Here is a 22,594-nt window from a genome sequence, read left to right as displayed (position 1 = left end):
TGATCGTGCCGATCGCCATGGAAGAGAAGCTGCGCTTCGCCATCCGTGAAGGCGGCCGCACCGTCGGTGCCGGCATCGTCGTTACCATCAAGGAATAATCGATCCGGCTGCTGCCGGTCTCGAACACGAAAGGGCGGTCTTCGGGCCGCCCTTTTTCGTTTCACACGCCTCGCAACGAAAGCATTGCGCGCTTGTTTCAAAGCTGTTGCAAGCGCCATGGCTGCAACTAGTATAGGTTGCACCGAGGGAGCTTTGCCGACAGTGGTTTCAAGGCACCGTTTCGATGGGAAGGCATGGCGGTTGTGGGCACTGGTTTGTCTCGCCGTCGCCATGGCACTGCCCGTTTTGACAGCGCGAGCGGAGGATGGGCCTCTCGACATCCCGCCTATGCGCTTCGTCGTGGTGCGCAGCAACGCTCCGGGATGCGAACCCAACTGTCCTGAATGGATATCGGCGGACGGCACCATCGACGCGGGCACGCCGTCGCTCCTCAAGCGCACGCTCAAGGCGCTCAGGGGAAGGCAATTGCCGGTCGTCGTCAATTCGCCCGGCGGTAACGTCGACGCCGCGCTGGCACTCGGCCGGATGATCCGCAAGAACAAGCTCGATATCGCCGTCGGCGTGACGGTTTTTTCCGGTTGCAAGCCGGAAGCGAAAAACTGCGGGGACAACAAGGGCAAGAGTGCCGATTATTTCGGGGCGGCCTATGACGACGGAGCCATGTGCAATTCGGCCTGTCCGCTAATGTTTTCCGGCGGTGTCCGCCGCGTCGTTGGGGATTTCGGCTATCTCGGTGTCCACCAGATCACCACCACATACCAGCGGGAGAAGCTGCTCTACCGGACCACGTACCGGATCGTGAACGGCAGGAAGAAGATCATCAGCACCAAGGTGGTCAGCCGCAAAAACGCTGGCAGCTACAAAACCTACGAGATGAGCAGGACCGTCGAGAAGACGCTTTCGGCGTACCTGAAGGAAATGGGGATAGCAGACGGCGTACTGGAAGTCATGAAAGCCACGCCGGCCAGTGAGATTCGTCAGATTCCGCTCGATGACATGGTGATGATGAAGTTGGTCACCAGCCGGGACGCAGTGGACCTGTTGACCACGGTAAGCCTCTGCGGCCTGGCCCAGCCGGCCACGAACTGCCGGCAAATAGCTGGACCCGCAAGCAAGACGACGCCATCGGCCGCAGCCAGGCCAATGGCTGCCGTAACCGTTCAAGCGGAAACCGCGAAGGCCGGCGGGGACATGCGGTTTGTCGTCGTTCGCGGCAGCAATCCGCTGTGCAATCCCGACTGTCCGGAATGGATATCGGCCGAAGGTGCGATCACGAACCGGGCGCCGGGGAAGCTGCGGCAGTTGCTGGCCACCCTTGGCAATCGGCGGCTGCCTATCGTCATCAGCTCGCGCGGAGGCGACCTGCCCAGCGCTCTCGCAATGGGACGGCTTATCCATGAAAGAAAGCTCGACATCGCCGTTGCCCGGACGGATTTCGTCGACTGTGACCCCGGCGCGTGGAACTGCCTGGCCACGGAAGGAGCCTATGCCGGATTGAGCATCGATGCGGGGGTGGAGTGTGATTCCGGCTGTGCGTTAGTGGTCGCCGGCGGCGCCAGGCGGCTTGTCGGTCCCCGGGCGCGGCTCAGCCTGTATCCGACGGGACAGAAGCTGGTGGTCAAGGCCTACCTCGACGAGATGGCGATCGGCCCCGCTCTGTTCGCAACAATCGAACGACGCTCGACCGAGGGGCAACTTGACCCAGACGCCATGCTCAAGCTTGGACTGACAACAGGACCGCAATCGGTCGACGCGCTGACCGGCTCCACGACTTGCAAGGCTGTTGCCAAGCCCGACAATTGCCTGGGCCTGCCAGCCGCCAATGCACAGGCCGACGCGCCCGCAAGGCTGTAGAGCACGGTGATGTCGGGGGGAACTGCCCATCGAGGCAGGTTGAGCCGTATCCGATTTCCGCTATCGTCGCGGCGGGGCCGGCGAAGGATCGAGAATGAGCCAGGACGTTCCGACACTCTATGAATGGGCCGGAGGCGGCGAGGCGCTGAACCGGCTGACGCAAACCTTCTACGACAAGGTGGCGCAAGATCCGGTGGTTGGCCCGGTCTTCAAGCACATGTCGCCGGACCACCCCGCCCATGTCGCGGCCTTCATCGGCGAGGTCTTCGGCGGACCGAAAACCTACAGCGAAACCTTTGGCGGCCACCGCGAAATGGTCATGCATCATGTGGGCAAGCACCTCACCGAGGCGCAGCGCCGTCGCTGGATCAATCTTCTCGCCGACGCGGCGGATGAGGTCGGTCTGCCGGACGATCCAGAATTCCGTTCAGCCTTCATGGGCTACGTCGAATGGGGATCTCGGCTGGCCAAGATGAATTCCAATCTCGGCGAGACCTGCGATCCCGAGACCGAACCGATGCCAGCCTGGGGGTGGGGCGTGCCTGGCGGACCGTACCGGGTGCCGGACGCAAAATAGCTTCGGCTGCCGGGGGAGGTGGACGATTGATGCCGCAAGATGCAAAGATCGTGCGCTGGCGCGAGTGGGATGGGCCCGGCTCCGAACATCTTGTGCTGCGGGAGCACGCGGGGCGGTTGCTGGCCGATTCGGTCGTTATCCGCTCGGGCGAAACGCCATTTGCGGTCCGCTACCGCATCGCCTGCGATGCCGGCTGGCGCGCCGAGAGTGTCATTGTCAATGTGATCGGTGATAACCGGACACTTGTCCTGGCGTCCGATGGCGATGGTCAGTGGACCAGGGACGGCTTGGCGATGCCCGAGCTTGCCGGCGTGCTCGACCCGGACCTCACCGTCACGCCCTTCACCAACACGCTGCCGATCCGGCGCCTGGCGCTCGCGGCCGGCCAGAGTGGGGAAATCACCACCGCCTTCATCGAATTCCCGGCACTCACTGTCGTGCGCAACCCGCAGCGCTACACGTGCCTCGAAGCGGGCCGGCGATACCTCTATGAATCGCGCGCCAGCGACTTCAGGCGGGAGCTGGAGATCGATGCCGAGGGGCTGGTCGTCGACTATCCCGATTTCTGGCGCAGGGGTTAAGCACGTTTGCCTGCAAACCGCTCTTTACAGAGCGCACGGAAGCTTTTAGGAAGCGCCTGCGCTGAAGCGCGCGTGTACGGGCATAGCTCAGTTGGTAGAGCGGCGGTCTCCAAAACCGCAGGTCGTAGGTTCGAGCCCTGCTGCCCGTGCCATTTGCTCTGAAAGATGGCATCAAAACGATATTTCGCGGCTGCCTTTGAAAATCGGCGAGCCGCTTGCCATATTAGCCCGATTGGGGCATAAGAGCGCCATAGCCGGGACGGAACGACTGGATGGCTCCGAGGCGGCGTTTGGTCATAAAGCGGGCACTTGCCACTTGCGTGGATCAAGAATCGGTTTTATGTAGACNGGTCGTAGGTTCGAGCCCTGCTGCCCGTGCCATTTGCTCTGAAAGATGGCATCAAAACGATATTTCGCGGGCTGCCTTTGAAAATCGGCGAGCCGCTTGCCATATTAGCCCGATTGGGGCATAAGAGCGCCATAGCCGGGACGGAACGACTGGATGGTTCCGAGGCGGCGTTTGGTCATAAAGCGGGCACTTGCCACTTGCGTGGATCAAGAATCGGTTTTATGTAGACGAAACAGACACGCGACGCGTGGAGCTGGGAAGCCGGCTTTACGCGTCTGATTTGCATGGGCGAAATGATTGCGCTGATTCTGCGCGAGATTGGGCTCAGGCGGCACGTCCCGGCCAGCGGGATCATCCAGGGGGCCCGGCCAACGGGTCTTGAAGACAGGCGGCATATGGCTTCGAAAACCACAAATCCTTTCGTCTTTCTCCAGCAGGTGCGCGCGGAGACAGCCAAGGTGACTTGGCCGTCGCGCCGCGAGACGATGATCTCGACGGTCATGGTCCTGGCCTTTGCTGTGATTGCGATGATCTTCTTCTTCACCGCCGATCAGCTCATGGGCCTCGCGGTCGAGCAGATTCTGGGCATTGGACGCTAAGTCCGGCGATTAGGAGAAGTCGAAAAAAATGGCTACGCGCTGGTACATCGTCCACGCCTATTCGAACTTCGAGAAGAAGGTCGCCGAGGACATAGAGAACAAGGCCAAGCAGAAGGGCCTGTCCGCCGATATCGAGCAGATCGTGGTGCCGACCGAGAAGGTCGTCGAGGTTCGTCGCGGCCGCAAGGTCGACGCGGAGCGCAAGTTCTTCCCGGGCTACGTGCTCTTGAAGGCCAATCTGACCGACGCCGTGTTCTCGCTGGTCAAGAACACGCCGAAAGTCACTGGTTTTCTCGGGGACTCCAAGCCGGTGCCGATCACCGAGGCCGAAGCCCAGCGCATCCTGAACCAGGTGCAGGAAGGCGTCGAGCGGCCGAAGCCCTCGGTCACCTTCGAGATCGGCGAGGCTATCCGCGTTTCGGATGGTCCCTTCGCGTCGTTCAACGGTTTCGTCCAGGAAGTGGACGAGGAGCGGGCGCGGCTCAAGGTGGAAGTTTCGATCTTCGGGCGCGCCGTGCCCGTCGATCTGGAATTCGGACAGGTCGAAAAGGGCTGATCCGAAATCCCTGATGCCGGTCCGGCGATCAGGGGAGGCGGCGCGGCAACGCGCGGCTTGAGAACGGTGGGAGGCGAAGGCGGCTTTGGCCGGCCGCAAGAACCGCACCACCAGACTGCAACCACCGGTGTTTCCCAGATCGTGGGGCCGGCATAGACAAAGGCAGGAAAAGAGATGGCTAAGAAAATTGCAGGCCAGCTCAAGCTCCAGGTCTCCGCGGGATCGGCTACGCCGTCTCCCCCGATCGGCCCGGCGCTTGGTCAGCGTGGCATCAACATCATGGAGTTCTGCAAGGCGTTCAACGCGCAGACCCAGGAAATGGAAAAGGGATCGCCGGTTCCGGTCGTCATCACCTATTACCAGGACAAGTCGTTCACCTTCGTCATGAAGACGCCTCCGGTGAGCTACTTCCTGAAGAAGGCCGCGAACCTGAAGTCGGGCTCGAAGGAGCCGGGCAAGGTCAAGGCTGGCACGGTTTCGCGCGACAAAGTTCGCGAAATCGCGACCGCCAAGATGAAGGATCTGAACGCGAACGACGTCGAAGCGGCCATGCGCATGGTCGAGGGCTCCGCCCGCTCGATGGGTCTGGAAGTGGTGGGCTAAGATCATGGCAAAGATTGCAAAGCGTGTATCGAAGACCCGTGAAGGCATCGATCCCAACAAGGCTTACGCGCTCGGTGACGCGCTGAAGCTGCTCAAGGATCGTTCCTCGGTCAAGTTCGACGAGACCATCGAAGTGGCCATGAACCTCGGCGTCGACCCGCGTCATGCCGACCAGATGGTTCGCGGCGTGGTCAACCTGCCGAACGGCACCGGCCGCTCGGTCCGTGTCGCCGTGTTCGCCCGTGGCGACAAAGCCGAAGAGGCCAAGGCCGCCGGTGCCGACATCGTCGGTGCCGAGGATCTGGTCGACATCGTCCAGAAAGGCACGATCGATTTCGATCGCTGCATCGCCACGCCGGACATGATGCCGCTCGTCGGTCGTCTCGGTAAGGTGCTCGGCCCGCGCGGCATGATGCCGAACCCGAAGGTCGGCACCGTCACCACCGATGTCGCCGCGGCCGTCAAGGCATCGAAGGGCGGCGCGGTCGAGTTCCGCGTCGAGAAGGCCGGCATCGTTCATGCCGGCGTCGGGAAGGTCTCTTTCGACGTCAAGGCGCTGGAAGAGAACGTCCGTGCATTCGCCGATGCGGTGACCAAGGCAAAGCCGGCTGGCGCCAAGGGCAACTACGTCAAGAAGGTGTCTGTCACCTCGACGATGGGCCCGGGCCTCAAGCTCGACGTCTCGACGCTCGCCGCGTCCTGATTAGATTTGGATTGGCCTTTCGAAGGCTGATCCGTGACTGAATTCCGGGCCTTGGATTTATCCTGGGCCCGGAACCGGAAGCCGGAAGGCTTCCGGACATCCTGTCCGAGATTGCGGGCGGCCCGAACCTTGATTCAAGAGGAGGGCCTTAATTCATGTGGGCCTGCATGAGACGGGTGAAAACCGGACAACGGAGCAACAAGCTCCAATGAAAGGTTCGAACCGTGTTTGCCTTTTGTCTGCGCATCGCCGGCTTTGCCGTCGATGTGGCGAAAGGGGGCAGGATCCTCGAGCGTCGTTCGGGAGATCCGTTACTGGATGGCCCGGCCGGCAAAAGGCAACCCGACGCCTGTCCTCGAAATGGGAATGTTCCCATTGGCAGGACTGGGGTCAACTGGAGATAGGCAGTGGACAGAGCGGAAAAACGCGAACTCGTCACGGGCCTGAATGATGCGTTTTCGGGCGCGGGTTCAGTCGTCGTGGCCCACTATGCCGGTATCACCGTCGCGCAAATGAACGACCTTCGGTCGAAGATGCGCGCTGCCGGTGGCACCGTTAAAGTCGCGAAGAACCGTCTCGCCAAAATCGCTCTTCAGGGCACGGACTCCGCATCGATCATCGAACTGTTCAAGGGACAGACGCTGATCGCCTATTCGGAGGATCCGATTGCGGCGCCGAAGGTCGCGTCCGATTTCGCCAAGGGGAATGACAAGCTCGTCATTCTCGGCGGCGCAATGGGCACCACCTCGCTCAATGCCGACGGTGTGAAGGCACTCGCCACACTTCCGTCGCTCGATGAGTTGCGCGCCAGGCTGGTTGGCATGATCGCCACGCCGGCAACCCGGATCGCCCAGATCGTCAATGCGCCAGCGGCCTCGGTCGCGCGCGTCATCGGCGCTTACGCCCGGAAGGACGAGGCGGCATGAGGCCGTTCCTCGCTATCAAAAACACACGTTCGAACCTAACGAAGGAACACAACAATGGCTGATCTGGCAAAGATCGTAGACGACCTTTCGAAGCTGACCGTCCTCGAGGCGGCTGAGCTGTCGAAGCTTCTGGAAGAAAAGTGGGGCGTTTCGGCTGCTGCTCCGGTGGCGGTTGCCGCTGCTGGCGGTGCTGCCGCTGCTGCTGCTCCGGTCGAGGAAAAGACGGAATTCGACGTCGTTCTCACCGAGGCCGGCGCTCAGAAGATCAACGTGATCAAGGAAGTGCGCGCTATCACCGGTCTTGGCCTCAAGGAAGCCAAGGACCTGGTCGAAGCGGCTCCGAAGCCGGTCAAGGAAGGCGTTTCCAAGGCCGACGCTGACAAGTTCAAGGCCCAGCTGGAAGCAGCCGGCGCCAAGGTCGACCTGAAGTAAGCGTAAAAAGCGGCGGGCGGCCTCGCGCCGTCCGCCACTCCCTTGGGTGACCAGGGGAGGCTGCGTAACGCGAGATGTACGAAAACCTCTTTTCTGAGGGCCGTAAACCGGCCTTCAGGAAACGGGTTTTCTCCCGTTTTAGCCGGTAACCGCCAAGCAATTGGAGAGGCGGCCGGAGAACAGACAGAGAGCCGCCGCCCAGGTGGCTCAGTATGCAAGGCGAACCGCGGCGAGGTTCGTCCCGAGTTTAGAGCTAAGGAGCGACGATGGCCCAGACCCAGACTTTCAATGGCCGCAGACGCGTACGCAAGTTCTTCGGGAAGATCCCGGAAGTTGCGGAGATGCCGAACCTTATCGAGGTTCAGAAGGCATCCTATGACCAGTTCCTGATGGTGGACGAGCCCAAGGGCGGACGTCCCGACGAAGGACTGCAGGCTGTTTTCAAGTCGGTCTTCCCGATCTCCGATTTTTCCGGCTCCTCCATGCTGGAGTTCGTGAAGTACGAGTTCGAAGGACCGAAATTCGACGTTGACGAATGCCGTCAGCGCGACCTGACCTATGCCGCGCCGCTGAAGGTGACGCTGCGCCTCATCGTGTTCGATATCGACGAGGATACTGGTGCCAAGTCGATCAAGGACATCAAGGAGCAGGACGTCTACATGGGCGACATGCCGCTCATGACCTTGAACGGCACCTTTATCGTCAACGGCACCGAGCGCGTCATCGTCTCGCAGATGCACCGCTCGCCGGGCGTCTTCTTCGACCACGACAAGGGCAAGTCGCACTCGTCGGGCAAACTTCTGTTTGCCGCCCGTGTGATCCCCTACCGTGGCTCGTGGCTCGACATCGAGTTCGATTCCAAGGACGTTGTGCACGCCCGCATCGACCGTCGCCGCAAGATTCCGGTGACGTCGCTGCTGATGGCGCTCGGCATGGACGGCGAGGAGATCCTGTCGACCTTCTATAACAAGATCATCTACAAGCGCGCCGGCGACCATTGGCGCATTCCCTTCAACGTCGAGCGTTTCCGCGGCCTCAAGGCCGTCGGCGACCTGGTCGATGCCGACACCGGCGAAATCGTCGTCGAGGCGGGCAAGAAGATTACCGCTCGCCAGGCACGTCAGCTCGGCGAAAAGGGTCTCAAGGCGATCAAGGCGACNATTGGCGCATTCCCTTCAACGTCGAGCGTTTCCGCGGCCTCAAGGCCGTCGGCGACCTAGTCGATGCCGACACCGGCGAAATCGTCGTCGAGGCGGGCAAGAAGATTACCGCTCGCCAGGCACGTCAGCTCGGCGAAAAGGGTCTCAAGGCGATCAAGGCGACCGACGAGGATCTGCTCGGCAATTACCTGGCCGAGGACATCGTCAACTACGCCACCGGCGAGATTTTCCTCGAGGCCGGCGACGAGATCGACGACAAGACGCTCAAGGTGCTGCTCGGCACCGGCGAGCACGAGATCCAGGTCCTCGACATCGACCATGTCAATGTCGGTGCCTATATCCGCAACACGCTCGCCGTCGACAAGAACGAGAGCCGCCAGGACGCGCTGTTCGACATCTACCGTGTCATGCGCCCGGGCGAGCCGCCGACGCTCGAGACCGCCGAAGCCATGTTCAACTCGCTGTTCTTCGACAGCGAGCGCTACGACCTGTCCGCCGTCGGCCGCGTCAAGATGAACATGCGTCTCGAGCTCAAGGCCGAGGACACGGTGCGCGTGCTGCGCAAGGACGACATCCTGGCCGTGGTCAGGACGCTGGTCGAACTGCGTGACGGCAAGGGCGAGATCGACGACATCGACAATCTCGGCAATCGCCGCGTACGTTCGGTCGGCGAGCTGATGGAGAACCAGTACCGCGTCGGCCTGTTGCGCATGGAGCGCGCGATCAAGGAGCGTATGTCCTCGATCGAGATCGACACGGTCATGCCGCAGGACCTGATCAACGCCAAGCCGGCGGCCGCCGCCGTGCGTGAGTTCTTCGGTTCCTCGCAGCTGTCGCAGTTCATGGACCAGACCAACCCGCTGTCGGAGATCACCCACAAGCGTCGTCTCTCGGCGCTTGGACCGGGCGGTCTGACCCGCGAGCGTGCCGGCTTCGAAGTGCGCGACGTGCACCCGACGCATTATGGCCGTATCTGCCCGATCGAGACGCCGGAAGGCCCGAATATCGGTCTGATCAACTCGCTGGCGACCTTCGCGCGCGTCAACAAGTACGGCTTCATCGAAAGCCCGTACCGCAAGATCGTTGACGGCAAGCTGACCAATGACGTCGTCTATCTCTCGGCGATGGAAGAGGCCAAGCACCATGTCGCGCAGGCGAACGCCGAGCTCGACAAGAATGGCGGCTTCGTCGACGAATTCGTCATTTGCCGCAGCGCCGGCGAAGTGATGATGGCGCCGCGCGAAAACGTCGACCTGATGGACGTGTCGCCCAAGCAGATGGTGTCTGTTGCCGCGGCACTTATCCCGTTCCTGGAGAACGACGACGCCAACCGCGCTCTGATGGGCTCGAACATGCAGCGCCAGGCCGTGCCGCTGGTGCGCGCCGAGGCGCCGTTCGTCGGTACCGGCATGGAGCCGATCGTCGCCCGTGACTCGGGCGCCGCCATCGGGGCGCGTCGTGGCGGCATCGTCGACCAGGTGGACGCCACGCGTATCGTTATCCGCGCCACCGAGGATCTCGATCCGGGCAAGTCCGGCGTCGACATCTACCGGCTGATGAAGTTCCAGCGTTCGAACCAGAACACCTGCATCAACCAGCGTCCGCTGGTGCGCATGGGTGACCGGGTCAACAAGGGCGACATCATCGCCGACGGTCCCTCGACCGAACTCGGTGATCTGGCGCTCGGCCGCAACGTGCTGGTCGCGTTCATGCCGTGGAACGGCTACAACTACGAGGACTCGATCCTGCTCTCCGAGCGGATCGTGGCCGACGACGTCTTCACCTCGATCCACATCGAGGAGTTCGAGGTCATGGCGCGCGATACCAAGCNATCGTGGCCGACGACGTCTTCACCTCGATCCACATCGAGGAGTTCGAGGTCATGGCGCGCGATACCAAGCTCGGTCCGGAGGAAATCACGCGCGATATTCCAAACGTCTCGGAAGAAGCGCTGAAGAACCTCGACGAAGCCGGCATCGTCTATATCGGTGCGGAAGTGCAGCCGGGCGACATCCTGGTCGGCAAGATCACGCCGAAGGGCGAGAGCCCGATGACCCCGGAAGAGAAGCTTCTGCGCGCCATCTTCGGCGAAAAGGCTTCCGACGTGCGCGACACTTCGATGCGCATGCCTCCGGGTACTTTCGGCACCGTCGTCGAGGTGCGCGTGTTCAATCGCCACGGTGTGGAGAAGGACGAGCGCGCCATGGCGATCGAGCGCGAGGAGATCGAACGCCTCGCCAAGGATCGCGACGACGAGCAGGCCATTCTGGACCGTAACGTCTATGCGCGTCTTTCCGACGTTCTCGTCGGCAAGGAAGCGATCGCTGGACCGAAGGGCTTCAAGAAGGGCTCGACGCTGTCCAAGGACACGCTCGACGAGTATCCGCGTTCGCAGTGGTGGCAGTTTGCGGTGGAGAACGAAAAGCTCCAGAGCGAACTGGAAGCCCTGCGTGGCCAGTACGACGATTCCAAGAAGGCGCTCGAACAGCGCTTCATGGACAAGGTCGAGAAGGTGCAGCGCGGCGACGAAATGCCTCCAGGCGTCATGAAGATGGTCAAGGTCTTCGTGGCGGTGAAGCGCAAGATGCAGCCCGGCGACAAGATGGCCGGCCGTCACGGCAACAAGGGTGTCGTGTCGCGTATCGTTCCGGTCGAGGACATGCCTTTCCTCGAGGACGGCACGCATGCCGATATCGTGCTCAACCCGCTGGGTGTGCCGAGCCGCATGAATGTCGGCCAGATCCTGGAAACGCATCTGGGCTGGGCCTGCGCTGGCATGGGCAGGAAGATCGGCGAGCTTATCGATGCGTACAAGACAGCCGGCGACATCAAGCCGCTGCGCAAGACGCTCGAGAGCTTCATGCCGGCCAACGACCGCAACGAGCCGGTTCGCGAATATGACGACGAGAGCATCGTTCGCCTCAGCGAGCAGATGCGCCGCGGCGTCTCCATCGCGACCCCGGTGTTCGACGGCGCGCATGAGGCTGACATTAACATCATGTTGGAGCAGGCGGGCCTGCACACATCAGGTCAGTCGCAACTCTACGACGGACGCACCGGCGAGCCGTTCGATCGCAAGGTGACGATGGGCTATATCTACATGCTCAAGCTTCACCACCTCGTGGACGATAAGATCCACGCGCGTTCGATCGGTCCGTACTCGCTCGTCACCCAGCAGCCTCTGGGCGGCAAGGCGCAGTTCGGCGGCCAGCGCTTCGGCGAGATGGAGGTCTGGGCACTGGAAGCCTACGGCGCCGCTTACACGCTGCAGGAAATGCTGACGGTGAAGTCGGACGACGTCGCCGGCCGCACCAAGGTCTACGAGGCGATCGTGCGTGGCGACGACACGTTCGAGGCAGGCATTCCCGAGAGCTTCAACGTGCTCGTCAAGGAAATGCGGTCTCTCGGCCTCAATGTCGAGCTCGAGAACACCAAGCTCGACGACAACCCGATCCGGCTGCCCGATGCTGCCGAATAGGGGCGCGGCCGAGTAAACAAGACATCCGGACGCGGGAGAGGGCTCTCGCGACCGGATGCACCAATTCTTCGGCCGGTGGGCCGACCACTCAGCGGGCATTCGGCCCGCGCTAGATGCAAGGGGTTTTCGAGGACCCCGCAAAGGAGAACGGCATGAACCAAGAGGTCATGAATCTCTTCAATCCGCAGGCGCCTGCGCAGGTGTTCGATTCCATCCGGATTTCGCTTGCCAGCCCTGAGAAGATTCTGTCCTGGTCGTTCGGCGAGATCAAGAAGCCGGAGACCATCAACTACCGCACCTTCAAGCCGGAGCGTGACGGTCTGTTCTGCGCGCGCATTTTTGGCCCGATCAAGGACTATGAATGCCTGTGCGGAAAGTACAAGCGCATGAAGTACAAGGGCGTGATCTGCGAGAAGTGCGGCGTCGAAGTCACGCTGTCGCGCGTCCGCCGCGAGCGCATGGGCCATATCGAGCTGGCGGCCCCCGTCGCCCACATCTGGTTCCTGAAGTCGCTGCCCTCGCGCATCGGCACGCTGCTCGACATGACGCTGAAGGACATTGAGCGGGTCCTCTACTTCGAGAACTACATCGTCACCGAGCCTGGCCTCACCGCGCTGAAGGAGCACCAGCTGCTCAGCGAGGAAGAGTACATGATCGCCGTCGACGAATATGGCGAGGATAGTTTCACCGCCATGATCGGCGCCGAGGCCATTCATGACCTTCTGGCCGGCATGGACCTGGAGAAGATTGCCGGCGACCTGCGTTCGGAACTGGCATCGACCACGTCCGAGCTGAAGCAGAAGAAGTATCTGAAGCGGCTCAAGGTCGTCGAGAACTTCATGGAATCCGGCAACCGTCCGGAATGGATGATCATGAAGGTGGTTCCGGTGATCCCGCCGGACCTGCGCCCGCTCGTCCCGCTGGACGGCGGTCGTTTCGCGACGTCCGACCTGAACGATCTCTACCGCCGCGTCATCAACCGCAACAACCGCCTGAAGCGGCTGATCGAGCTGCGGGCGCCGGGCATTATCGTGCGCAATGAAAAGCGCATGCTGCAGGAAGCCGTCGATGCGCTGTTCGACAACGGCCGTCGCGGCCGCGTCATCACCGGCGCCAACAAGCGTCCGCTGAAGTCGCTGTCCGACATGCTCAAGGGCAAGCAGGGCCGGTTCCGTCAGAACCTGCTCGGCAAGCGCGTCGACTATTCTGGCCGCTCGGTCATCGTCACCGGTCCGGAGCTCAAGCTGCACCAGTGCGGCCTGCCGAAGAAGATGGCGCTCGAACTGTTCAAGCCCTTCATCTACGCCCGTCTCGACGCCAAGGGTTACTCCTCGACCGTCAAGCAGGCCAAGAAGCTGGTCGAGAAGGAGCGTCCGGAAGTCTGGGATATCCTCGATGAGGTCATCCGCGAGCATCCGGTTCTCCTTAATCGCGCGCCGACGCTGCACCGCCTCGGCATCCAGGCGTTCGAGCCGATCCTGATCGAAGGCAAGGCGATCCAGCTTCACCCGCTGGTCTGCACGGCCTTCAACGCCGACTTCGACGGCGACCAGATGGCCGTTCACGTGCCGCTGTCGCTGGAAGCGCAGCTCGAAGCCCGCGTGCTGATGATGTCGACCAACAACATCCTGCACCCGGCCTCCGGCGCGCCGATCATCGTCCCGTCGCAGGACATGGTTCTGGGTCTCTACTACCTCTCGATCGTCAACCAGAACGAGCCGGGCGAGGGCATGGTGTTTGCCGACATGGGCGAACTCCAGCACGCGCTCGAGACCAAGGCGGTGACCCTGCACGCCAAGATCAAGGGCCGCTTCCGCACGGTCGACGCCGAAGGCAAGGTTGTGTCGAAGATCCATGACACCACACCTGGCCGCATGATCATCGGCGAGCTTCTGCCGAAGAACGTCAACGTGCCTTACGAGACCGCCAACCAGGAGATGACCAAGAAGAACATCTCCAAGATGATCGACACCGTCTACCGCCATTGCGGTCAGAAGGAGACGGTCATTTTCTGCGACCGCATCATGGCGCTCGGCTTTGCCCATGCCTGCCGTGCCGGCATTTCGTTCGGCAAGGACGACATGCTGATCCCGGACACCAAGATCAAGCTGGTGTCGGACACCGAGGCTTTGGCCAAGGAGTACGAGCAGCAGTACAATGACGGCCTGATCACGCAGGGTGAGAAGTACAACAAGGTTGTCGACGCCTGGGCCAAGTGCTCGGAAAAGGTCGCCGACGAAATGATGGCCCGCATCAAGGCGGTCGAGTTCGAGGACAATGGCCGTCAGAAGCCGATGAACTCGATCTACATGATGTCGCACTCCGGTGCGCGCGGCTCGCCCACCCAGATGCGCCAGCTCGCCGGCATGCGCGGCCTGATGGCCAAGCCGTCGGGTGAAATCATCGAGACGCCGATCATCTCGAACTTCAAGGAAGGCCTGACCGTGCTCGAGTACTTCAACTCGACCCACGGTGCCCGCAAGGGTCTGGCCGATACCGCCTTGAAGACGGCGAACTCGGGTTACCTCACCCGTCGTCTGGTCGACGTGGCGCAGGACTGCATCGTCAACTCCGTGGATTGCGGCACCGACAAGGGCCTCACCATGCAGCCGATCGTCGATGCCGGTCAGGTCGTCGCTTCGGTCGGCCAGCGCGTGCTGGGCCGTACATCGCTCGACGACATCACCCATCCGGTGTCGGGCGAGGTTCTGGTCAAGGCCGGAACGCTGATGGACGAGCGTGACGTGGAGCAGATCGAAAAGGCCGGCGTGCAGTCGGTCCGCATCCGCTCGGCCCTGACCTGCGAAGTCAGGATCGGTGTCTGCGCGGTCTGCTACGGACGCGATCTGGCCCGCGGCACCCCGGTCAACCAGGGCGAAGCCGTCGGCGTCATCGCGGCGCAATCGATCGGCGAGCCGGGCACGCAGCTCACCATGCGTACCTTCCACATGGGCGGTACGGCGCAGGTGGTGGATAGCTCCTTCCTTGAAGCCTCCTATGAGGGCAAGGTCGAGATCCGCAACCGCAACGTGGTGCGCAACTCGGACGGCCAGCAGATGGTCATGGGCCGCAATATGGCGGTGCTGATCCTCGACGAAGCCGGCAAGGAGCGCGCCACGCACCGTGTCACCTATGGTTCACGCATCTTCGTGGACGATGGCGACAAGGTGAAGCGCGGTCAGCGTATCGCCGAGTGGGATCCCTATACCCGTCCTGTCCTCACTGAAATCGAGGGCAAGGTGTCGTATGAGGATCTGGTCGACGGCATTTCCGTTCAGGAAACGGCCGACGAGTCGACCGGCATCACCAAGCGTGAGGTCATCGACTGGCGTTCGACGCCGCGCGGGAACGACCTCAAGCCGGCGATTGCCATCCTGGACACCAAGGGCAAGGTCGGCAAGCTGTCGAAGGGTGGCGACGCCCGCTTCCNGGAAACGGCCGACGAGTCGACCGGCATCACCAAGCGTGAGGTCATCGACTGGCGTTCGACGCCGCGCGGCAACGACCTCAAGCCCGCGATTGCCATCCTGGACACCAAGGGCAAGGTCGGCAAGCTGTCGAAGGGTGGCGACGCCCGCTTCCTGCTCTCGGTCGAGGCCATTCTCTCGGTCGAGCCGGGTGCTCAGGTTCGCCCCGGCGACGTGCTGGCGCGTATCCCGATGGAAAGCGCCAAGACCAAGGACATCACCGGCGGTCTGCCGCGTGTTGCCGAACTGTTCGAGGCACGTCGTCCGAAGGATCACGCCATCATCGCCGAGATCGATGGCACGATCCGCTTCGGCCGCGACTACAAGAACAAGCGCCGCATCATCATCGAGCCGCACGACTCGACGCTCGAGCCGGTCGAGTACCTGATCCCGAAGGGCAAGCCGTTCCATCTCCAGGACGGCGACGTCATCGAGAAGGGCGACTACATCCTCGACGGCAATCCGGCGCCGCACGACATCCTGGCGATCAAGGGCGTGGAGGCACTTGCTTCCTACCTCGTCAACGAGATCCAGGAAGTCTACCGCCTGCAGGGCGTGTCGATCAACGACAAGCACATCGAGGTGATCGTTCGCCAGATGCTGCAGAAGGTCGAGATCACGGTGCAGGGCGACTCGACCTATATCCCGGGCGACCACGTCGACGTGATCGAACTGGAAGAGGTCAACGAGCGCCTGGTCGAGGACGGCAAGAAGCCGGCCGAAGGCCAGCCGGTGCTCTTGGGCATCACCAAGGCATCGCTGCAGACGCCGTCCTTCATCTCGGCCGCCTCCTTCCAGGAGACGACCAGGGTGCTGACGGAAGCCGCGGTTGCCGGCAAGACCGACATGCTGCAGGGCTTGAAGGAAAACGTCATCGTCGGCCGGCTCATCCCCGCCGGCACCGGCGGCACGATGAGCCAGATCCGGCGCATCGCCACCTCGCGCGACGAACTGATCATCGACGAGCGCCGCAAGGCCTCCGGTGTGGAAGTCGCCGAGCCGATGCTGGCGGACATGACAACCGCCGCGCAGTAAGCGCGGCGGCAGAAATCTCAGGCAACAGAAGCCGTCGGGGCAACCCGGCGGCTTTTTCATTTTTGCGGTCGGAGGATAGCGGATGAACACGAAGACCTGGACGGCAGTCGATAACTACATCGTATCTTCTCTCTTCGAGGCGGATCCCGTTCTCGAGGCGGTTCTGGCGGCCAACCGCGACCAGGGCCTGCCGGCAATCGATGTCTCGGCGGCGCAAGGAAAGCTGCTCTCGCTGCTGGTGCGCATCAGCAGCGCGAAAAAGGTGCTCGAGATCGGCACGCTGGGTGGCTATTCGACCATCTGGATGGCGCGGGGATTGCCTGCCGACGGCAAGGTCGTGACACTCGAACTCGATCCGCACCATGCCAAGGTCGCGCGTTCGAATTTCGAACACGCAGGGGTTGCGGGCCGTGTGGAACTGCGTGTCGGTTCGGCGCTCCAGTCGCTCGCACAACTGGACGGCGAGAATGCCGGCCCATTCGATCTCATCTTCATCGACGCGGACAAGCCGAACAACCCGAACTATCTGGCCTGGGCCCTGCGGCTGTCGCGGTCAGGAACGGTCATCGTCTGTGACAACGTCATCCGCGACGGCGCCGTGCTGGATGAGGATGGTCGCGATGCCAATGTCGAGGGCGCCCGGGCTGCGTTCTCCTTCATCGGCGGCGACAAACGGCTGGACGGCACCGCCATCCAGACCGTCGGCTCCAAGGGCTATGACGGGTTTGCCATTGCCATTGTCCACTGAGGCAAGGCGCCGCCCATCGTCAGTCGAAAAACGCCTCGACCACGTTGCGCTTGCCCAGCATGAAGGCGTCGGCAACGTGCTGGAGCGGCGCAAGGTCCACATCCGACCTCCCGACGTGCACGATTTCGGCAAAGCGCCGGTAGAGCATCGGATATTCCGCTTCCGGCTCCTCGTGTACAACCCGCCCGTCGACTGCGAGTTTCGAGCCGCCACCCGAGAGCACCATCTGTCCGGCATCCGTATCGGCCAGGATGTCCCAGCTCTGCGGTCCGGTCTGCAACCAGTCGAGCTCCATCGTCACATCCGATCCGTTCGCGGCCCGGAACGCGACCTGGGCCGCGATCGGTGCGTCGCGGTTCGCCGGAAAGTCGAGCACGGCCGAAGTGATGTACATGGCCGGCAGGATGTAGGTTGCAATCGACAGCGCGTTGATGCCGGGGTCGAAGACGCCGAAACCGCCAGGCTGCCAGATCCAGTCCTGGTTCGGGTGCCAGCGGCGTACATCTTCTTTCCAGACGATCGCCGCCGATTTGATTTTGGTCGAAGCGAGGAACGTTCGCGCCGCTTCGACCGCCGGCGCGTAGCGCGAATGCCAGCTAGCGAACAGTGAGACGCCTTGTTTCGCCGCCAGCGCCTTCAGGTCCTCGACCTCGCTGACCGTGGCACCGGGCGGCTTTTCCAGGAAAACGTGCTTCCCAGCCTCGAGTGCCTTGCGCGCGGCGTCATAGCGGAACTGCGGCGGCATGCACAGCGACACTGCATCGAGTTCGGGAACCGCGCTAAGCATCGTCTCGATGTCGGGGAAATTCACAATGCCGTCGACCTTGCCGTGCCGGCTGGCCGCCGCGATCAGCTGGTAATCCCGATCCTTGGCCAAGGCGGGAAGGTGTTGGTCGCGGACGATCTTGCCGACGCCGACAATGCCGATTCTTATGGGCGAGATGGATGAGGACATGAGGCTCCGCCGGGTTTGGACGACTGCGCGTCTCTTAGCAGATCGGCCATGACGGGCAAGCGTCGGCCGTGCCGGCTATCCGAACGAGTCGCGTCATGCCAAGCAGGCAAGGAAGGACACCGCGCCCATGACACGCCCATGATCAGATCGGCGCGTCGAAGGTGACGATCGACACTTCGCCTTCGAGCGCGCCCTGGTAGGCCGACAGATGCGGCTCGTCGTCGGGCACCCCGTCCATGTCGCCGATCTGGTCCAGTTCGGCCTCGGCGTAACCTTCCGCCGCCAGCGATTCGAGTGCGCGTCGCACCGCCGAATCGTCGTCAGGAGCGACCAGCATCACATGCACGCCTTCCACCTTGCCGCCTTTGCGCTTCCACACCCGGCCGGTGATGATGGTGACCGGGCGTTCTTCATTATCGTTCACGGCTGATTCCTCCTGGCAAGCGCGGGCGAGGGGATGTTGAGTGCTCAGGCCGCCTTTTCGCATAGAGCAAGGGCGCGCAAAAGCGAAAAGCCGGTCACTTTCTTCCTCCGCATTGCAAAATGGCGAAAGAAAATTACATGCGGTTTTCGGATGGCTGCCAAGTCCCGGCTTCGGTGCGATATTTGCCACTGCGGGCTTGACGGTTCGCGGGCTTACGAGTAGAAGCCGCCCAGTCAGAACCGATGTGAGGCTCTCCCTTCCGAAGCGACACGCTTTGGAGTTTGCCTCAAACAGGGTTCATTTTACGAGCGAAAAGACATTTCCGGCGTGCACGAAGCGGTTTCCGCTTCCTCTGCGATTTGTTCGGGCAAGACCGCGAGGCGCGGTTTGTGGCCCGAATTTGCGTATGGAAATGACGCTTTGAGCGAGCCTTGACCGGCACGAGACACGGAATTGAGAGACAAGAGGGTTTAATGCCTACCGTCAACCAGCTGATCCGCAAGCCGCGCATTGCGCCGGTGAAGCGCAACAAGGTCCCGGCCATGCAGCAGAACCCGCAGAAGCGGGGCGTCTGCACGCGCGTCTATACAACGACGCCGAAGAAGCCGAACTCGGCGCTGCGCAAGGTGGCCAAGATCCGCCTGACCAATGGTTTTGAAGTGATCGGCTACATCCCCGGCGAAGGTCACAACCTTCAGGAGCACTCCGTGGTCATGATCCGCGGCGGCCGCGTCAAGGATCTTCCGGGCGTGCGCTACCACATCATTCGCGGCGTGCTCGACACGCAGGGCGTGAAGAACCGCAAGCAGCGCCGTTCGAAGTACGGCGCCAAGCGTCCGAAGTAAGGCGTCCGAAGTAAGATTTTTCGGCCTTGGTGCTGCTTGAATGCACCGGGCTACGAGATTGAGAGACAAAAGCCATGTCGCGTCGTCACAGTGCAGAAAAGCGTGAGATCAACCCGGATCCCAAGTTCGGCGATCTGATCGTCACCAAGTTCATGAATGCCGTCATGTATGACGGCAAGAAGTCGGTCGCCGAGACCATTGTCTACGGCGCGCTGGACCAGGTCCAGTCGAAGACCAAGCAGGAGCCGGTCACCGTCTTCCATCAGGCGCTCGACAATGTCGCGCCGCATGTGGAAGTGCGTTCGCGTCGCGTCGGCGGCGCCACCTACCAGGTTCCGGTCGACGTGCGCCCCGAGCGCCGTCAGGCGCTGGCAATCCGTTGGCTGATCGCCGCGGCCCGCAACCGCAACGAGACCACCATGGTCGACCGCCTCTCCGGCGAGCTGATGGACGCGGCCAACAACCGCGGCACCGCCGTGAAGAAGCGTGAAGACACCCACAAGATGGCAGAAGCCAACCGCGCTTTCGCGCACTACCGCTGGTAAAGCGCGAACGAGACTGAGAGGCAGCTACGATGGCCCGCGAATACAAAATCGAAGACTACCGCAATTTCGGTATCATGGCGCATATCGACGCCGGCAAGACGACGACCACCGAGCGCGTCCTCTATTACACGGGCAAGTCGCACAAGATCGGCGAAGTGCACGACGGTGCTGCCACCATGGATTGGATGGAGCAGGAGCAGGAGCGCGGCATCACCATCACGTCCGCCGCGACCACGACCTTCTGGAAGGCTCGTGACGGCAAGATGCACCGCTTCAACATCATCGACACCCCCGGACACGTCGACTTCACCATCGAAGTCGAGCGTTCGCTGCGCGTGCTCGACGGCGCCATTGCGCTGCTCGATGCCAATGCCGGTGTCGAGCCGCAGACGGAAACCGTCTGGCGCCAGGCGGACAAGTACCGCGTTCCGCGCATGATCTTCTGCAACAAGATGGACAAGATCGGCGCCGACTTCTACCGCTCGGTCGAAATGATCGGTTCGCGCCTCGGCGCGCATGCCGTCGTCATGCAGTTGCCGATCGGCGCCGAGACCGAATTCAAGGGCGTCGTCGACCTGGTCGAGATGAACGCACTGGTCTGGCGCGACGAGACGCTGGGCGCTGCCTGGGACGTCGTCGAGATCCCGGCCGACCTTCAGGCTCGTGCCGAAGAATATCGCGAGAAGATGATCGAAGCCGCCGTCGAAATGGACGAGACGGCGCTTGAGAATTACCTCGAAGGCAAGATGCCGTCGAATGACGAGATCCGCGCGCTGATCCGTAAGGGCACCATCGCGGTGAAGTTCTACCCGATGTTCTGCGGCTCGGCCTTCAAGAACAAGGGCGTGCAGCCGCTGCTCGACGCCGTCGTCGAATACCTGCCGTCGCCGGCCGATGTTCCGGCCATCAAGGGTGTCGATGCCAAGACCGATGCCGAGATCGAGCGTCACGCCGACGACAGCGAGCCGCTTTCGATGCTCGCCTTCAAGATCATGAACGACCCGTTCGTCGGTTCGTTGACCTTTGCCCGCATCTACTCGGGCAAGCTCACCAAGGGCATCTCGGTCGACAACACCGTGAAGGGCAAGAAGGAGCGCATCGGCCGCATGCTTCAGATGCATGCGAACTCGCGCGCCGACGTCGAAGAGGCTTTTGCCGGCGACATCGTCGCCCTGGCCGGCCTCAAGGACACCACCACCGGCGATACGCTGAGCGATCCGCTGCACCCGGTCATCCTCGAGCGCATGGAATTCCCCGATCCGGTCATTCAGATCGCCATCGAGCCGAAGACCAAGAACGACCAGGAAAAGATGGGCCTCGCCCTTCATCGCCTGGCCGCCGAGGATCCCTCCTTCCGCGTCAAGACCGACGAGGAATCTGGCCAGACCATCATTTCCGGCATGGGCGAGCTGCATCTCGACATCATCGTCGACCGCATGCGCCGCGAGTTCAAGGTCGAAGCCAACGTCGGTGCGCCGCAGGTGGCTTACCGTGAAACGATCACCCGCAAGCACGAGCAGGACTACACGCACAAGAAGCAGACCGGCGGTACCGGTCAGTTCGCCCGCGTCAAGATCCTGTTCGAGCCGAACCCGGAAAGCCCCGAGTTCGAGTTCGACACCAAGATCGTCGGCGGTGCGGTGCCGAAGGAATACATCCCGGGTGTCGAAAAGGGCATCAACAGCGTCATGTCGTCGGGTCCGTTCGCCGGCTTCCCAATGATCGGTGTCAAGGCGACGCTCATCGACGGCGCATACCACGACGTCGACTCCTCGGTGCTCGCCTTCGAAATCGCCGGCCGTGCCTGCTTCCGTGAGGCCGCGCCCAAGCTCGGCGTGCAACTGCTCGAGCCGATCATGAAGGTCGAGGTCGTCACGCCGGAAGATTACGTCGGCAGCGTCATCGGTGACCTGAACGGCCGCCGCGGCCAGATCCAGGGCCAGGAAGCACGTGGCGTCGCGGTGGTTATCAACGCGATGGTGCCGCTCGCCAACATGTTCAAGTATGTCGACAACCTGCGCTCGATGAGCCAGGGCCGCGCGGCCTACACGATGCAGTTCGATCACTACGAGCCTGTGCCGACCGCGGTCGCCCAGGAAGTCCAGAAGAAATACGCGTAACCCCGACGGGTTGCAGCAGTAACTTAAATCAAGGCCCGCACGGGCGAGCAGGATTGGAGACATCACATGGCAAAAGGTAAATTCGAGCGCACCAAGCCTCATGTGAACATCGGCACGATTGGTCACGTCGACCATGGCAAGACGTCGCTGACGGCGGCGATCACCAAGTATTTTGGCGAATACAAGCGCTATGACCAGATTGATGCGGCGCCCGAAGAGAAGGCGCGCGGCATCACGATCTCGACGGCTCACGTCGAATACGAGACCGCCAACCGCCACTATGCCCATGTCGATTGCCCCGGCCACGCCGACTATGTGAAGAACATGATCACCGGTGCCGCGCAGATGGACGGCGCGATCCTGGTCGTGTCGGCCGCCGACGGCCCGATGCCGCAGACCCGCGAGCATATCCTGCTGGCCCGTCAGGTCGGCGTGCCGTCGATCGTGGTGTTCCTGAACAAGGTCGACCAGGTCGACGACGCCGAGCTGCTCGAACTGGTCGAGCTCGAGGTTCGCGAATTGCTGTCGAAGAACGAATTCCCCGGCGACGACATTCCGATCGTCAAGGGTTCGGCGC

General features: G+C 62.1%; 18 protein-coding genes, 1 tRNA gene and 2 pseudogenes. 19 read left to right on the top strand and 2 right to left on the bottom strand.

Annotated features, from left to right (window positions below; all coding sequences use genetic code 11):
* From X742_RS1000000173460 to X742_RS141405, 15 genes and pseudogenes are all read left to right on the top strand, one after another.
* Nucleotides 1–98: pseudogene (locus tag X742_RS1000000173460) on the top strand (elongation factor Tu); the annotation flags it as partial.
* A gap of 289 nt (nt 99–387) precedes the next feature.
* Nucleotides 388–1,914: a hypothetical protein gene (locus X742_RS141355; RefSeq protein WP_023775358.1), complete on the top strand. Its 1,527-nt coding sequence runs from the start codon at nt 388–390 to the stop codon at nt 1,912–1,914.
* A 94-nt stretch (nt 1,915–2,008) separates the two neighbouring features.
* Nucleotides 2,009–2,491 carry a group II truncated hemoglobin gene (locus X742_RS141360; RefSeq protein ID WP_023775357.1) on the top strand — a complete coding sequence of 161 codons (483 nt, stop codon included), beginning with the start codon at nt 2,009–2,011 and terminating at the stop codon, nt 2,489–2,491.
* Between the two features lie 29 nt (nt 2,492–2,520).
* Complete coding sequence (locus X742_RS141365; RefSeq protein ID WP_023775356.1) at nt 2,521–3,072, top strand: putative glycolipid-binding domain-containing protein; 552 nt, start codon at nt 2,521–2,523, stop codon at nt 3,070–3,072.
* Between the two features lie 76 nt (nt 3,073–3,148).
* Nucleotides 3,149–3,224: transfer RNA gene (locus X742_RS141370), tRNA-Trp, on the top strand.
* 592 nt (nt 3,225–3,816) lie between these two features.
* The gene (gene secE / locus X742_RS141375) at nt 3,817–4,020 is read left to right on the top strand and encodes a preprotein translocase subunit SecE (RefSeq protein WP_013531408.1); all 204 of its coding nucleotides are present in this window, start codon (nt 3,817–3,819) and stop codon (nt 4,018–4,020) included.
* A gap of 28 nt (nt 4,021–4,048) precedes the next feature.
* A complete protein-coding gene (gene nusG / locus X742_RS141380; RefSeq protein WP_015317996.1) occupies nt 4,049–4,576 on the top strand; it encodes a transcription termination/antitermination protein NusG in 528 nt (175 codons plus the stop codon).
* Between the two features lie 174 nt (nt 4,577–4,750).
* Nucleotides 4,751–5,179: a 50S ribosomal protein L11 gene (gene rplK / locus X742_RS141385; protein ID WP_010909262.1), complete on the top strand. Its 429-nt coding sequence runs from the start codon at nt 4,751–4,753 to the stop codon at nt 5,177–5,179.
* 4 nt (nt 5,180–5,183) lie between these two features.
* Nucleotides 5,184–5,882 (top strand): 50S ribosomal protein L1, encoded by a 699-nt coding sequence (rplA, locus tag X742_RS141390; RefSeq protein ID WP_023775355.1) that lies wholly within the window; start codon nt 5,184–5,186, stop codon nt 5,880–5,882.
* Between the two features lie 407 nt (nt 5,883–6,289).
* A complete protein-coding gene (gene rplJ, locus X742_RS141395; protein WP_015317994.1) occupies nt 6,290–6,808 on the top strand; it encodes a 50S ribosomal protein L10 in 519 nt (172 codons plus the stop codon).
* A 54-nt stretch (nt 6,809–6,862) separates the two neighbouring features.
* Complete coding sequence (gene rplL / locus X742_RS141400) at nt 6,863–7,240, top strand: 50S ribosomal protein L7/L12 (RefSeq protein ID WP_015317993.1); 378 nt, start codon at nt 6,863–6,865, stop codon at nt 7,238–7,240.
* Between the two features lie 266 nt (nt 7,241–7,506).
* Complete coding sequence (locus X742_RS0139020) at nt 7,507–8,460, top strand: hypothetical protein (RefSeq protein ID WP_031248718.1); 954 nt, start codon at nt 7,507–7,509, stop codon at nt 8,458–8,460.
* A pseudogene (gene rpoB, locus X742_RS01000000170980) lies at nt 8,394–11,878 on the top strand (DNA-directed RNA polymerase subunit beta); the annotation flags it as partial. The gene X742_RS0139020 and the pseudogene rpoB, both read left to right, overlap by 67 nt.
* 152 nt (nt 11,879–12,030) lie before the next feature.
* On the top strand, nt 12,031–16,380 hold the full coding sequence (rpoC, locus tag X742_RS0139010; protein WP_023775354.1) for a DNA-directed RNA polymerase subunit beta': 4,350 nt from the start codon (nt 12,031–12,033) through the stop codon (nt 16,378–16,380).
* Nucleotides 16,381–16,462: 82 nt separating this feature from the next.
* Nucleotides 16,463–17,128, top strand: coding sequence for an O-methyltransferase (locus X742_RS141405; protein ID WP_023775353.1), 666 nt, complete (start codon nt 16,463–16,465; stop codon nt 17,126–17,128).
* Nucleotides 17,129–17,147: 19 nt separating this feature from the next.
* Here the strand turns inward: X742_RS141405 and X742_RS141410 are convergent, their stop codons facing one another.
* Both X742_RS141410 and X742_RS141415 read right to left on the bottom strand, forming a co-directional pair.
* The gene (locus X742_RS141410; RefSeq protein WP_023775352.1) at nt 17,148–18,071 is read right to left on the bottom strand and encodes a Gfo/Idh/MocA family oxidoreductase; all 924 of its coding nucleotides are present in this window, start codon (nt 18,069–18,071) and stop codon (nt 17,148–17,150) included.
* 154 nt (nt 18,072–18,225) lie between these two features.
* Nucleotides 18,226–18,507, bottom strand: coding sequence for a hypothetical protein (locus tag X742_RS141415; protein ID WP_015317988.1), 282 nt, complete (start codon nt 18,505–18,507; stop codon nt 18,226–18,228).
* Between the two features lie 473 nt (nt 18,508–18,980).
* Here X742_RS141415 and rpsL point away from each other — a divergent pair, with 473 nt between their 5' ends.
* The 4 genes from rpsL to X742_RS141435 form a co-directional block, all read left to right on the top strand.
* Nucleotides 18,981–19,352, top strand: coding sequence for a 30S ribosomal protein S12 (gene rpsL, locus X742_RS141420; protein WP_006333356.1), 372 nt, complete (start codon nt 18,981–18,983; stop codon nt 19,350–19,352).
* A 74-nt stretch (nt 19,353–19,426) separates the two neighbouring features.
* Complete coding sequence (gene rpsG, locus X742_RS141425; protein WP_008875664.1) at nt 19,427–19,897, top strand: 30S ribosomal protein S7; 471 nt, start codon at nt 19,427–19,429, stop codon at nt 19,895–19,897.
* A gap of 29 nt (nt 19,898–19,926) precedes the next feature.
* On the top strand, nt 19,927–22,017 hold the full coding sequence (fusA, locus tag X742_RS141430) for an elongation factor G (protein WP_023775351.1): 2,091 nt from the start codon (nt 19,927–19,929) through the stop codon (nt 22,015–22,017).
* Nucleotides 22,018–22,083: 66 nt separating this feature from the next.
* On the top strand, nt 22,084–22,594 hold a 511-nt coding region (locus tag X742_RS141435; RefSeq protein ID WP_023775350.1), incomplete at its 3' end, for a GTP-binding protein.

Source organism: Mesorhizobium sp. LNHC229A00, from assembly GCF_000502415.1.
Lineage (GTDB): Bacteria > Pseudomonadota > Alphaproteobacteria > Rhizobiales > Rhizobiaceae > Mesorhizobium.
Note: the sequence above shows the minus strand (reverse complement) of the source record. Positions and strands in the feature narration are given on the sequence as shown.

Bases quoted from the DNA above. Each gene is read 5' to 3' on its own strand.
- rplL (WP_015317993.1), top strand. From the start codon at position 6,863: ATGGCTGATCTGGCAAAGATCGTAGACGACCTTTCGAAGCTGACCGTC.
- X742_RS141405 (WP_023775353.1), top strand. From the start codon at position 16,463: ATGAACACGAAGACCTGGACGGCAGTCGATAACTACATCGTATCTTCT.
- secE (WP_013531408.1), top strand. From the start codon at position 3,817: ATGGCTTCGAAAACCACAAATCCTTTCGTCTTTCTCCAGCAGGTGCGC.
- X742_RS141355 (WP_023775358.1), top strand. From the start codon at position 388: ATGCGCTTCGTCGTGGTGCGCAGCAACGCTCCGGGATGCGAACCCAAC.
- X742_RS141365 (WP_023775356.1), top strand. From the start codon at position 2,521: ATGCCGCAAGATGCAAAGATCGTGCGCTGGCGCGAGTGGGATGGGCCC.
- rplA (WP_023775355.1), top strand. From the start codon at position 5,184: ATGGCAAAGATTGCAAAGCGTGTATCGAAGACCCGTGAAGGCATCGAT.
- X742_RS141360 (WP_023775357.1), top strand. From the start codon at position 2,009: ATGAGCCAGGACGTTCCGACACTCTATGAATGGGCCGGAGGCGGCGAG.
- rpsL (WP_006333356.1), top strand. From the start codon at position 18,981: ATGCCTACCGTCAACCAGCTGATCCGCAAGCCGCGCATTGCGCCGGTG.
- rplK (WP_010909262.1), top strand. From the start codon at position 4,751: ATGGCTAAGAAAATTGCAGGCCAGCTCAAGCTCCAGGTCTCCGCGGGA.
- fusA (WP_023775351.1), top strand. From the start codon at position 19,927: ATGGCCCGCGAATACAAAATCGAAGACTACCGCAATTTCGGTATCATG.
- rpsG (WP_008875664.1), top strand. From the start codon at position 19,427: ATGTCGCGTCGTCACAGTGCAGAAAAGCGTGAGATCAACCCGGATCCC.
- nusG (WP_015317996.1), top strand. From the start codon at position 4,049: ATGGCTACGCGCTGGTACATCGTCCACGCCTATTCGAACTTCGAGAAG.